At 46.7% G+C, this 13,658-nt stretch carries 11 protein-coding genes; 10 read left to right on the top strand and 1 reads right to left on the bottom strand.

Going from position 1 to position 13,658, the window contains the following annotated elements:
• Positions 1–270: 270 nt before the first annotated feature.
• The 10 genes from alaS (at position 271) to MKY92_RS23075 (ending at position 12,444) form a co-directional block, all read left to right on the top strand.
• Entirely contained in the window at positions 271–2,901 is a 2,631-nt protein-coding gene (gene alaS, locus MKY92_RS23120; protein ID WP_339297795.1) for an alanine--tRNA ligase, read from the top strand.
• A 242-nt stretch (positions 2,902–3,143) separates the two neighbouring features.
• On the top strand, positions 3,144–3,404 hold the full coding sequence (locus MKY92_RS23115; protein WP_036616950.1) for an IreB family regulatory phosphoprotein: 261 nt from the start codon (positions 3,144–3,146) through the stop codon (positions 3,402–3,404).
• Positions 3,405–3,532: 128 nt separating this feature from the next.
• Positions 3,533–3,949, top strand: a complete 417-nt coding sequence (gene ruvX / locus MKY92_RS23110) for a Holliday junction resolvase RuvX (protein ID WP_036616953.1) — start codon at positions 3,533–3,535, stop codon at positions 3,947–3,949.
• A 12-nt stretch (positions 3,950–3,961) separates the two neighbouring features.
• Positions 3,962–4,261 carry a DUF1292 domain-containing protein gene (locus MKY92_RS23105; RefSeq protein WP_017686820.1) on the top strand — a complete coding sequence of 100 codons (300 nt, stop codon included), beginning with the start codon at positions 3,962–3,964 and terminating at the stop codon, positions 4,259–4,261.
• Entirely contained in the window at positions 4,262–4,576 is a 315-nt protein-coding gene (locus MKY92_RS23100) for a DUF1292 domain-containing protein (protein WP_047844066.1), read from the top strand.
• Positions 4,577–4,652: 76 nt separating this feature from the next.
• A complete protein-coding gene (mltG, locus tag MKY92_RS23095) occupies positions 4,653–5,693 on the top strand; it encodes an endolytic transglycosylase MltG (protein WP_307542671.1) in 1,041 nt (346 codons plus the stop codon).
• Positions 5,694–5,707: 14 nt separating this feature from the next.
• Positions 5,708–6,637 carry a peptidase U32 family protein gene (locus MKY92_RS23090; protein ID WP_339297794.1) on the top strand — a complete coding sequence of 310 codons (930 nt, stop codon included), beginning with the start codon at positions 5,708–5,710 and terminating at the stop codon, positions 6,635–6,637.
• A gap of 17 nt (positions 6,638–6,654) precedes the next feature.
• The gene (locus tag MKY92_RS23085) at positions 6,655–7,983 is read left to right on the top strand and encodes a U32 family peptidase (protein ID WP_339297793.1); all 1,329 of its coding nucleotides are present in this window, start codon (positions 6,655–6,657) and stop codon (positions 7,981–7,983) included.
• A 241-nt stretch (positions 7,984–8,224) separates the two neighbouring features.
• Positions 8,225–10,507, top strand: a complete 2,283-nt coding sequence (locus MKY92_RS23080) for a methyl-accepting chemotaxis protein (protein WP_339297792.1) — start codon at positions 8,225–8,227, stop codon at positions 10,505–10,507.
• Between the two features lie 239 nt (positions 10,508–10,746).
• Entirely contained in the window at positions 10,747–12,444 is a 1,698-nt protein-coding gene (locus tag MKY92_RS23075; protein ID WP_339297791.1) for a penicillin-binding transpeptidase domain-containing protein, read from the top strand.
• On the opposite strand, the gene MKY92_RS23070 is transcribed toward MKY92_RS23075, so the two are convergent.
• Complete coding sequence (locus MKY92_RS23070; protein ID WP_339297790.1) at positions 12,423–13,619, bottom strand: AI-2E family transporter; 1,197 nt, start codon at positions 13,617–13,619, stop codon at positions 12,423–12,425. The genes MKY92_RS23075 and MKY92_RS23070 overlap by 22 nt on opposite strands.
• Positions 13,620–13,658 lie beyond the last annotated feature (39 nt).

Raw genomic sequence — 13,658 nt, 5'->3', positions numbered from 1 at the left:
TGGCTGGAAGAGTCTTGAAAGATGAAGCGGCGGAAAGCTAATTTCGGAGTGCAGGACAACCCTGCCGGGAGCGACCGTTATTTCGCATGAACGAGGAGATTGTTTGTTTGTCCGGGCAGCAAGGGATGAACAGCAATAACCAGGGTGGTACCGCGATAACATCGTCCCTGATTATTCAGGGGCGTTTTTTGTGTTTATTTTTACAAAAAAATGTTGACCAACCGGAGCGAATACGCAACGGACTATTATAATTTAATGGGGGCATCCAGTATGAAAGCCAGTGAAATCCGGTCCAAATGGATAGAGTTTTTTGCAAGTAAAGGTCACAAAATCGAGCCGAGCGCATCGCTCGTGCCTCACAACGATCCTTCCCTTCTGTGGATCAATGCAGGTATGGCACCGCTCAAACCTTATTTTGACGGACGTGAGAAACCGGAGAACCCGCGTCTAGCGAACTCCCAGAAATGTATCCGTACCAATGATATTGAGAATGTTGGTAAAACGCGTCGTCACCATACGTTCTTCGAAATGCTAGGCAACTTCTCTATTGGAGATTACTTCAAGGAAGAGACGGTTACTTGGGCGTGGGAATTCTTGACCAGCAAAGAGTGGATCGGATTCGATCCGGAACGTCTTTCCGTTACGGTATATCCGGAAGATGAAGAAGCTTTCAAACTGTGGAACGAAAAAGTAGGACTGCCTGCGGAGCGTATCATTAAATTGGATGAGAACTTCTGGGATATCGGCGAAGGCCCATGTGGACCCTGTACCGAGATCTTCTATGACCGCGGCGAAGCTTACGGAAACGACATGAGTGATCCTGAGATGTACCCAGGTGGGGAAAACGAACGTTATCTGGAAGTGTGGAACCTGGTATTCTCCCAGTTCAACCATAACAAAGATGGTAGCTACACACCGCTTCCTAACAAAAATATTGATACAGGTGCTGGTTTGGAACGTTTTGCCTCCATTCTGCAAAATGTGGATTCCAACTTCGACACAGACCTGTTCCAACCTATGATTCAGAGAACAGCTGCTCTTGCGGGTGTGAAATATAACGACAGCGTCGAGATTGATGTAGCACTGAAAGTCATTGCCGATCATATCCGTACGGTTGCTTTTGCAGTAGGTGATGGCGTTCTGCCAAGTAATGAAGGACGTGGATATGTCATCCGTCGTTTGCTCCGCCGTGCAGTTCGTTATGGAAAAGTACTTGGACTTGACCGTCCATTCCTGTATGAACTGACAACAACCGTTGGTGAAGTGATGGGCATGTACTACCCTGAGGTAGTAGACAAACAGGAGTTCATCGCTAAAGTGATCAAAACCGAGGAAGAGCGTTTCCACGAAACACTCACGGATGGTCTGGCTATTCTGGCTGATATCAGCGGCACAGCCAAATCCGAAGGACGCACAGTTATTAGCGGACCTGAAGCTTTCAAACTGTATGATACGTACGGTTTCCCGTTTGACCTGACAGAAGATTATGCAGCAGAGCATGGTCTGACTGTGGACCGTGAAGGTTTTGATGCATCCATGCAGAAACAGCGTGAGCTTGGACGTGCTGGGCGTCAAGAGAACGAGAGCATGAAAGTTCAAGGCGGACCACTTGCTGACCTGGAGGTTAAAAGCGAGTTTGTTGGTTATACTGACCTGTTGACGGAAGCAAAAGTGGTAGCCATCGTAGCAGGTGACGCCCTTGTTGAATCTGTAGGCGAAGGACAAACGTGTCAGGTTGTTCTGGACAAAACTCCGTTCTACGCGGAAAGTGGCGGTCAAGTGAGTGATCAGGGCTTGCTGCGAGGTACTGGTGTAACAGCAAAAGTACAAGGTTTGTTCAAAGCTCCACTCGGACAACATGTACATCTGGTGACTGTGGAGTCTGGTGAACTACGTGTAGGTGATGTGATCAACGCCGAAGTAGACTCTGCGAAACGTGGCGACATTATCAAAAACCATACAGCAACCCACTTGCTGCACAAGGCACTCAAAGATGTGCTCGGCACACACGTAAACCAGGCAGGATCGCTCGTAGAGCCACAGCGTCTGCGGTTTGACTTCTCTCACTTCGGCAGCATCACACCGGAAGAGTTGACAGAAATTGAGCGTCAGGTGAACGAACAGATCTGGAATCGTCTGAACGTAAACATCGAGCTGAAAGCTATTGATGAAGCCAAAGAAATGGGTGCAATGGCCCTGTTTGGCGAAAAATATGGAGATATTGTACGTGTTGTTCAAGTCGGAGACTATAGTTTGGAACTTTGTGGCGGCTGTCACGTAAATAATACTTCAGAGATCGGAATCTTCAAACTGGTGAGCGAGAGCGGAATTGGCTCCGGCGTACGCCGGATCGAAGCTGTAACTGGCCGCGGCGCATATCTGTATGTGGAAAGCCAGTTGGAACTGCTCAAACAATCAGCAGCACTGCTCAAAGCCAATGTGGCTGATGTACCTAAACGGATTGAAGGTCTGAACCAACAACTGAAAGAAGCAGCCAGAGAGACCGAATCCCTGCAAAGCAAGCTGAGTGCCATGGAAGCGGGTCAATTGACGGATCAAGTGGTACAAGCAGGAAATACACAATTGTTGGCAGCACGCGTAGATGCTCCGAACATGGATGCACTGCGTACAGTGGCAGATGAGTTGAAAGTAAAATTGCCTAACGCGGTACTCGTATTGGGTGCTCCAGCGGACGGCAAAGTGAATTTTGTTGTAGCCGTACCTGCTGAACAAGTAAAACAAGGATTACATGCAGGCAAAATCGTCAAAGAAGTCGCAGCAGTATGCGGCGGTGGCGGTGGTGGACGTCCAGATATGGCGCAAGCCGGAGGTAAGGATGCGACCAAGCTGGATGAAGCGCTGAAACTGGCAGTTTCGCTGGTTAGCGGGCATAATGCATAAATCCATTGAGTGGCTTTCAATCGTCAAAAAATAAATCGAAATGGTTCTGTTCGTTTATTTTTTGTACCCGAGAGCGTGTGGAATCGAATGATGCATTATGCTGAAGCCAGTAAAGGACAAGCAAAAAACACAATTGCCTTATCCTTTGTTTACTTGTGGCAGTCAGAATATGTTATTATATAAACAGAAATCAATTCGGCAGGACATGGTCCCCATGTTCATGCAGGAGCGAGGTGTCATCAATGGACTCCATGGATAAGACGGTTAAATTTAATGTGAAAGGTGACGAACAGGAAGCATCATCCAAAGAGATTCTTCTCACGGTATATGATGCATTGGTCGATAAGGAGTATAATCCGATCAACCAGATTGTTGGGTATCTGATTTCTGGAGACCCGGCATACATTCCTCGTCACAACAACGCACGTAGTCTGGTCCGTAAAAAGGAGCGCGATGAGCTGATTGAAGAGCTTGTACGTTCCTATCTGGCCAATCACCGGTAATGTACGCCGCTTCCGCTGTGTTGCAGCCTTGCAGGCAGCGGAAAATGAACCGACAGAAGACAGCCTGAAGCTTGAGAAGGCGATTATTTGTAATCGACCTGAGCAGGCCCCAGGATGGGAGAGCATGGATGAAAATATTAGGTTTGGACTATGGGGACCGAAGAATCGGAGTTGCCGCGAGTGACGCCTTCGGTTGGACTGCCCAGGGATTGGAAGTGCTAGAACGCCGCCGTGATGAAGGCGAGTTCGCTCGGATTGCCGAACTTGTGCGTGAGCATGAGATTAGTGAGATCGTAGTCGGACTTCCCAAAAACATGAACGGCACCGTAGGACCGCGCGGTGAGATATGCATTGCTTTTGCCGATCGCCTGCGGGATGAACTGAATTTACCTGTTCACCTTTGGGATGAACGGCTGACAACCATGGCAGCAGAACGTACGCTGATCGAAGCGGATGTCAGTCGGAAAAAACGCAAACAGGTTGTGGACAAAATGGCCGCAAGCTTGATTTTGCAAAATTATTTGGATGCCAATAGTAGAAGGTGAGGGGGATCAACAATGGCTGAAGATCAACTGGGTATGGAAGAAGAAGCGGAAATTATTTACATTGCGGATGACGAGGGTAATGAAGAGGAATTTGAAGTCATCATGAAGTTTGAAGTAGATGGTTCGGAGGCCAAGTACATGATGGTTGCTCCGGTTGAACCTGAAGATGGCGAAACGGATGTATATGCATTCCGTTATGAAGAAGAGGGCGACGATATTAAACTTTTCGTCATCCAAGATGATGCCGAATGGGATATCGTCGAGGAGACGTTTAATACATTTCTTGCTGAAGATGAAGAGGAAGCGAACTAAATGACGGAATATAGCCGCAAAGACCTGAAATGGACAGATTCACTGCGTCTGGCATTCGGTGCTCATGTTGAGCTCGAGGAAGAGAACGGTAAATCACAACCGTATGACTTGTTGGCTGAGTTCGAAGTGAACGGTCAGCAGTACGCGGTGCTCCGCAGTTCGTTGCGACCTTATGACGAGGTTGAACTTCTGCGGGTATCACCTGGAAGTGAAGACCAGATCATGCCAGAGTTAGTTACGATCGACGATGATGATGAGTGGGAGAACATCTCGGAACTGTATGATGAGTGTACACTCCCCATTGACGAAGATTAAATCAGCTTCAAATTGAAGAAACCGGGAGGGCGGAGAAGTCCGCTCTTTTTGGTTGTGTAAAGGAGTTGTTTCTTTTTTGAAAGGGAAAGCAATTGTAGTCATACTGCTTATCATTGTAGTTCTTGTCGGAGGCGCAGGCGGTTACGTGTGGAGTATGATGCGTCCTGTGGAAGCTTCTACAGAACCGGTCGTATTCGAGATTAAGAGCGGATCGGGAACTTCGAAAATCGCGGATCAGCTTCAAGAAGAAGGCCTCATTCGAAGCGGGTTAACCTTCAAAGGTTATTTAAAGTGGAAGAAACTAGGTTCTAATTTCATGGCGGGTACATATTCTATGAATCCTGGCGTGACATATGATGAGATTGTTAGCAAGCTGAGTAGTGGTGAAGTTGTACCGGAGGAAATGGTGAAATTTACGATTCCGGAGGGTTATAACGTTCTGCAAATGGCGGGTAAACTTTCTTATGAGCATGTTGTAGATCGGGATGAATTCATCAAGCTGGCCAATGATCCTTCGGCCTTTGATGTAGATATCATCAAAGATATTCCAGTGGATGAAGAACTTCGCTACGTATTGGAAGGGTATCTATTCCCGGAGACCTACGAGCTGAAAAAGGGAAGTTCCACGCATGATGTGATGCAACGGATGCTGGAAGAATTCCAGACCAAGATTAATTCCATTCCTGATTTGGAAGCAAAGCTCCAGGAAAAGAACCTTTCCCTGCATGAACTGCTGACGATTGCGTCACTCGTGGAGAAAGAAGTTGTAGTGGACGAGGAACGTGCTCTGGTTGCAGGTGTAATCTACAATCGGATCAATCAGGATATGAAGCTGGAGATTGATGCTACCGTGCAATATCTGCTCGACAGGCCAAAGGAGCGATTGTTCTACAAGGATCTGAAGGTGAAAAGTCCCTATAATACGTATCTGAATAAAGGCTTGCCACCAGGTCCAATTGCCAGTCCAAGTCTTCCGTCCATTGAGGCAGCGCTAAATCCGGAAGCTTCGGAGTATCTGTTCTATGTGACAAAAAAGGATGGCTCGTCTGGACATCTATTTGCAAAAACGTATAAGGAACACCAGCAAAATATAGCCAAAAGTAAGGCTGCGCAATAAGCGGAGGGGATTATATGAGTAAGAAACATGAACTGCTCGTTACAGCAGCTAATGTGAAAGAGGCAGAAGTGCTGCTCCAGGCGGGAGCAGATGCTCTGGTTATTGGAGATGATCGATTCGGCATGCGTCTTCCAGGCAGCTTTAGCGTGGAAGAGACAGCAGAGGTGGTTGCCATTGCAGCCAAACATCAGGCGCGTGTGTATGTATCCATGACTAATCTGATGTCCAACGAACTGTTGAAAGAATTGCCTGAATATGTTCAAGCACTTGGCAGAATCGGTATTGATGGTGTGGAGTTTAATGATCCATCCGTGCTGGCCACCATGAAGGAATACGCTCCACATGTGAAGCTGCACTGGAACGCAGAGATGACTTCAACGAACTATGCGACGGCCAACTATTGGGGAACCAAGGGAGCTAGTCGCGTTGTACTTGCCCGAGAGTTGAATATGGACGAGTTGACGGAAATGGTTCCTTTTCTGAAAGTGGAAGCTCAGGTTCAGGTGCATGGCATGACGAATATTTATCATTCCAAGCGCAGTCTGGTACAAAGTTACATGGCTCATCAAGGGCGGCCGGTTGAGGGACATCTGGGGAAAGAGAGGGGATTGTTCCTGATCGAGGCTGAACGCCGGGATGAGAAATTCCCGATCTACGAGGATATTAACGGTACACACATTATGAGCTCAGAGGATATATGTATCCTCGAAGATCTTCATCTGTTGATGGAGGCGGGTGTGCACAGTTTCAAAATTGAAGGTATGTTAAAATCACTCACCTACAATGAAGCTGTTGTACGTGCATATCGGACAGCGATTGACAGTTATATAGCCGATTCTGATGCATATGCGTTCTCTGAAGAGTGGCTCGCTGAGGTGCGGAAGTTACAGGACCCTGAACGTGAATTGTCGTTTGGATTTTTCTATAAAGAACAAGTGTATTAATAGACGAGGTGAACAGAATGGAAACAGTGGCGGTACAGCGGAAGTTTTCGGGTAAACGTAACCGTCTGGACAGACCGGAGCTGCTAGCTCCGGCGGGTAATCTGGAAAAACTGAAATTTGCGATCCATTACGGTGCAGATGCCGTATATATCGGTGGACAGGCCTATGGACTGCGTTCCAACGCGGATAACTTTAGCTTTGAAGAGATGCGTGAAGGTGTGGAGTTTGCCAAAAAGTATGGAGCTAAGGTGTTCGTAGCGACAAACATCTATGCACATAATGAGGATGTTGAGGGGATCGAAACATACCTGCAAAACCTCTATAATGCGGGAATCTCTGCGATCATCGTAGCTGATCCGGCTATTATTGAAGTAGCCCTTCGTGCTGTGCCAGGCCTTGAGGTACATCTAAGTACTCAACAATCCACACTCAACTGGCAAGCCGTGAAGTTCTGGAAAGATGAAGGACTTCCACGTGTTGTTCTCGGACGTGAGACCAGCTTTGAAGAGATTGAAGAGATCAAGGCCAATGTGGATATTGAAATTGAAGCCTTTATTCACGGGGCAATGTGTTCCTCGTATTCCGGACGTTGCGTGCTCTCCAACCATTTTACAGATCGGGACTCCAACCGGGGTGGCTGTTGCCAGTCTTGCCGCTGGAAGTATGATCTGTTCGAGGACGCGAGAGAAGATACGGTGTGGGTCAGCGAAGAGGACATGCAGATGAAGGCACCTGCGCCATTCAAACTGGGTGAGAATCAGCTTCCTCTGTTCCAGGAACAGGATAATTCATTCTCCATGGGATCTAAGGATCTGTGCATGATTGGCCATATTCCCGAGTTGATTGATGTGGGAGTGGACAGTTTCAAGATTGAAGGACGTATGAAATCGATTCACTACGTGGCAACTGTGGTTAACGTGTACCGTCAAGCTATTGATGCCTACATGGCCGACCCGGAAAATTATGTTCTGAAACCTGAATGGGTTGAAGAAATGAACAAAGCGGCGAATCGCCCGCTGAATACCGGGTTTTTCTATGATACACCAGACCATGAAGATCATATCTATGAACCGGAAGAAAAGGCTGTACCTTTTGACTTCGCTGGATTGGTCATGGGGTATGATGCTGAAACAGGAATGGCGACCATTCAACAGCGCAATCACTTCAAACCAGGACAGGAAATCGAATTTTTCGGTCCGGGAGGTCACTTTTTCAAACAGATCGTCGGTGAAATACAGGATGAAGAAGGCAATGTTCTGGATGCTGCTCGTCACCCGATGCAACTGATTAAAATGAAGGTGGATCAGCCGGTTTCGTATTTTGATATGATGAGAAAAAAGAAGTAGGTTGAAATACCTACAATGTGGCAATATTGTATTATGATTTAACAAAATAATGTTATGAAATCAACATGTAGGGCCTCCGCTTATCGGCATATGGGGGTCTTTTTTTTATAGAAAAATAGGAATAAAGTTGTAAAATATTTCTGGGATATGAAAGGGGAACGAAGAAAGCTGTCGAATACTACATATTTATAGGGGAGAGAAAGAAAAATCCAACAAGTAAATAACTGGCAGGTGAATGGGAATGGTTCAAAAGAAGCAGAAAGACAGTGGGGAGCAAGTGACAAAATCCGAGCAGGTTAATCCTGAGAAGGTTCAGAAAGTGAAGAAAGAAAAAGTAGTCAAAAGCAAAACAACAGGCAGTGGCAAAAGATTGTTTAAGGTTGACCGCAGCAAGCTCAAGCTTGGCTGGATCAAGACCGATTGGGTGAAGAAACAATTTAAAAACCGGGATTGGAAAAACCTTGGAGGGTCTTCTTTCGAACAGATTAAGAAGGCAAATCCGGTTAAATCCGTAGGGGTTAAACTGTTCTTGATCTTTTTTGCGGGAATTATGATTTTTGTAGTGAGTTTAGGTCTATTATCCTATTCAAAAGCCAAGGGTACGATAGAGAAAAATGCCTCACGTGCCAATCAGGAGACCATTGATCAGACCAAACAAAAAATGGACATTATTTTGGAGAGATTTGTGGATACATCCACACAGATTTTCTTTGATCCTGAAATGCAGTCCTTGCTACAAAAAATGTCAGATCAAAATCTGACTGCGTATGATACATTCATAAACTCAAGTTCAATCAACAAGCAATTATCCAATGTTGCATTTACAAATAAATCTATGGAAGCGATTTATTTGGTACCTACGGACGATACAAAGTCCATTATGGGTACAGGTAGCAACAGTTCATCCATGGGCAACATTCGCCAGGAAGCGTGGTACAGTGAGTTGATTGAGGCGGGCGGTTATCGCTGGCTTCCAACAGAGGTCAAGGAAGATGGCTCAACCCCAACGTTTAAAATTGCACGTTCAATGAAAAACCTGCAGGGAACGACCCAGTCGTATGTTCTGGTTATTGAACTGAAACTGGAAGTTCTGGAGGAACAATTGAAATCGCTTGATCTGGGGCCAGGAGCTATTCTTCAACTGATTGCTCCGGATAATAAAGTGGTTGCATCCTCCATCTCGGATCGTACGGGACAAGATACAGAGCTTGCATTTGTCAAAGAGTTGACCGAACCAGCAGGTAGCACGAATACGGAGTATACGGTAGATGGCAAATCTACGGAAATGCTGGCTGTATACAGTACGATGGATACATCCAATTGGAAACTGGTTGGTATGATACCTACCTCTGTTTTGGTCCAGGATGCAAAGGGCATTCTAACCCTGACCTTGTGGATGGCGCTGATTGATGCGGGGATTGCAGTATTGATCGGGATCTGGATGGTGCGTATGATCGCTCGTCCACTCGGCAAATTGAAAGACCTGATGCAAGAAGGTGCGAAAGGTAATCTTAAAGTTCGTACACCATATAGCTCCAAGGATGAAATTGGTCAGCTCTCGACCGCCTTCAATCTGATGATGGAGCAGATTACTAAGCTGGTTGAACAAACCAATCGTTCTGCGCAGGAAGTATTGGATACGGCCTCTGAGCTGAGCAGTGCATCCAAGAAAACGGCTGTATCTGCTTCGGAGATCGCCGTAGCTACAGAGGAGATCGCAGGCGGTGCAGGCAGTTTGGCAACCGAAGCGGAACGTGGTAATGAATTAACTGACAATATCTCTCGTCAGATGCAGAGTGTAATCGCTGCTAATGAACAGATGGGTGATTCTGCTCGTCATGTAGAGAAGTCCAGTCAGACAGGAACACAACATCTGAATCAGTTGATGACCAAAACCCAGAAGACAGAAGAAATGATTGGTGCACTGGTGAATAAGGTTGATTCGCTGAAAGAGAGCACGTCCTCTGTTCTGAAAGTGCTTGAAGTGCTGCAAAACATAACGAAACAGACCAATATCCTTTCCCTGAATGCGACCATTGAAGCAGCACGTGCCGGTGCAGCCGGACGCGGATTCATGGTGGTGGCAGATGAGGTTCGTCAGCTTGCGGCTCAATCCAGACAATCCATTGAGATGGTTGGAGAGATCACAGACAAAATCATGACTGAAATGAATGAGACCGTGGATGCTTTGTCTGCAGCTTATCCGTTATTCAAGGAACAGATGGATGCGGTTAAAGACACCAACGTCATCTTTGCTTCCGTACAGGAACAGATGGGTGCATTTGTGGAACGTCTGGGCATGGTGACAGGTTCTATTGGAGATTTAAACAAATCTCAAGGTACGTTGTCTGAAGCCATGAGTAATGTCAGCGCTGTAGCTGAAGAATCTTCTGCAACGTCCCAAGAAGTAGCTTCCTTGAGCAGTGAACAGCAAAATATCAGTAACCAGCTGGTCAATCTGTCTGGCAAACTGGAGAATGTGTCTACTGAACTGAAAGAAACCTTGTCACGCTTTACGGTGTAAAAAAGCCAAGGTTGAAATGTGGAGAACCTGTCCCGCACATGGGGACAGGTTTTCTTTTTGTTTACCGGATAATTCCAAGTCATATCAGCAATAATATGGTCAAAACGACAAAAGGTGAGATTGGGATGCATCTCCTTGCGAAACGGCGAATCTATATAACTTGTATTCTCCTAACTCTAGTCTTTGGAATGCTTATATTACGATTGGGATGGGTCCAGATCGTTCAGGTGAATCAGACGATGCCTGGATTTCACCGAACGGTACGTGAAATGTCTGTATTGCAGCGTGAACGCGGGGTGATGCTTGACCCGGGGCGGGGACAATTTACGGATTACAAGGGTGAGGCGTTGACCGGTAAGCTGCAATGGGGACTGGTTCTTTTTCCACAGGCAAGTCCATTAGAGAAATTACGCAAGCAAGGGGCATTAGAAGGCTCCGAGATGATACAGTTGGCAGCTATATTACATACCGATCCGGATCAATTGAAGAAGGAATGGAATCAGGAAAATGTACCTCATTTCTGGACAGCAGGTACACATCAGCCTGTTCATTTGACCGCTGCTCAGGTGGAGCGCCTACGTAGTTTGCAGCTGCAAGGAGCTGGCATCTATCCGATGATGACAAGGTATCTTCAGGAGCATACAGGAATGCAGTGGATGGGTTATCTGTCTGAACAGCCTGAGTCCTCCAAGGTTATAACTGGGCATCAGGATGAAGTAAAACAGCCATTTGCTATGAAATCAGGGGCAGCTGGACTGGAGAGGACACTTGAACCCCTGTTAAGGGGAATAGGCCCTACACTTGTATCACGCATGGTCTCGGGTGGTGGTGAAATTATCCCGGATATTCAGCCGCACGTCATTGCACCGGCCAATAGCCATTATCCTTTACGTGTAGAAACCACTGTGGATGCTGAGTTACAGCGTGGGTTGGAGGAGTTGTCGCAAGAATCTGGATTACAAGAAGGGGCCGTGGTTGTGTTAGATGCCGCTAATGCAGATGTTCGCGCCATGATCTCCCGCCCTTTCTATCAACCGCAACAGGTGGACCCCAAGCAATCGGCCTGGGGGAATCGTGCAGTACAGGGAGCCGTACCGGGTTCCATTTTCAAAATTGTCACTGCCGCTGCTGCTTTGGAGTATCATGCGGTTTCTAACGGAGAAGAATTCCATTGCGGTGGTGAGTACGGAAGATATGGGCTGTCTTGCTGGAAGGAGCATGGGCATGGAGACCTGAATCTGGAGCAAGGATTCGCGGAGTCTTGCAACATCGTATTCGCGGAAACGGCGCGCAGGCTTAGTATGGAGCAACTGGAGAACACGGCTGATCGTCTGGGACTCGCGCGTCCGATTGGCTGGGAGGGGAAGCAGATGGCAGGAATGCCCGTGTTACGACACTTTGATCATGAGGATCACGGGCGTGTGAGAACAGAGGCTGTATCTTATGCTGATGAAGGTGCGAAAATACAGACAGCAATCGGCCAGCGCGATGTCTTGGTCACACCGCTGCAAGCTGCCAATCTGATCGTTACACTGTTACATGATGGAAAGGTTAGTGCACCACGTCTCGTTAAGCGCATCCGATATGCGGATGGTGGCACCATGCTGGAGATGCCCTTGCATGATTCACCTTCAGCATCAGGACAGATTGCTCCCGCAACAGCGCATAAACTGTTATCCTGGATGAATAAGGTAGTACGTGAGGGAACAGGAAAATCCCTGCAGCGTGCACGGTGGCATGTTGCAGGGAAATCAGGTACAGCTCAGGTACAGAAACATGGAGAGAAGCGTAACAATCAATGGTTCATTGGTTATGGACCGGTAGAACAACCCCAATATGCTGTAGCTGTTCTTGTTCAGAATGTCTCTCCAGACAGCCATCATCAGGCGACAGCTCTCTTCAGGAAGGTGATGGACTATTTGGCGGAGTCCTCATGATCCTTCGTAGGAACGGGACGTTGTACAGTAGATTCGGCAGAATTCGATGAGTCCTTATTAACGGGTGGGTCCATGACTAATGGAGAGGACTCAAATTCATCTTTTGGCAGGTGAATCCACTTTTGCAAGTATCCTTGTTGTAACAGTTCTTTCAGAAGGATCAGCAGCACCGGAGATAACACTACACCAGCCAGGCCAAAGATCGAAAGGGAGATCAGCATAAACGAAAGCATCAAGTACGCCGAAGATACACCAATCGAGTTACCCGATATTTTCGGTTCCAGCAATTGTCTTGTCAGCATCGTCACTGCCAGAATCACAATCAGGCCAATCGCCAGGCTACTATTGCCAATAATGAATAAGTAGACGATCCATGGAATAAACACAACAGGAACGCCAAGCAATGGTACCAGATCAAAAACCGCACAGACTACTGCAATGGTAAAGGCGTTAGAGGTTCCCAAAATCAACAAACCTGCATAAATCAATACAAATGTAATGAGCATCATGATCATCTGTGCCTTCAGATACGAGCGGATTGTCTTGAACACGTGATTACGCATGAATTCAATAGCTAACTTCAATGTTTTGGGCGTCTTCGCACGGGCGAACTTGCGCCAGGATTCAATCTCGATACTGAGGAAAAATGCCAAAATAATCGCAATTCCGAAGTTCGTAATAAACGAAGAGAATGAACTGAGGAAGCCTACGACGAATTGCGCTCCGCTCGTTACCCATTTGGACAGGAACCCGGTCAGTGTTGCAAAATAATCATTCGCTTTTTCCATAACTCCATCAGGGAGAGCGTCTGACTTGTCCTGAATGAATAACACCAGATTGGTGAATTCACGTTGTATCATTTCAATGTATACGGGGAAATTATCTTGAAGATTGGAAATTTGTGAAATGATAATCAAGCCTACCCCAAAAAAGGCAGCGACAATTAATGCAAGAAACAACAAGACGGAGATGGCGGCTCCAAGTGTCTTGGGCAATCCTTTGCGATGTAAAAATTTAGCCAGCGGTTCAATCATCCAATACACAATGAATGATAGAAAGACCGGTGCAGCCACATGGTATAATTGACTGAAACCGTACATGATCACATACACGGTTAATACGAGCAATGCGATGTCAAAGACAGTTCGCCCGTATTTTTTGTAAAGCGGTAGCATGGACATGGCTCCTTTGATGGCAATAATTAGATTGTATTT

It is taken from the genome of Paenibacillus sp. FSL R5-0623 (assembly GCF_037974265.1).
GTDB lineage: Bacteria > Bacillota > Bacilli > Paenibacillales > Paenibacillaceae > Paenibacillus.
The sequence above is the reverse complement of the archived record's forward strand: the minus strand, read 5'-3'. Positions and strand labels throughout refer to the sequence as shown.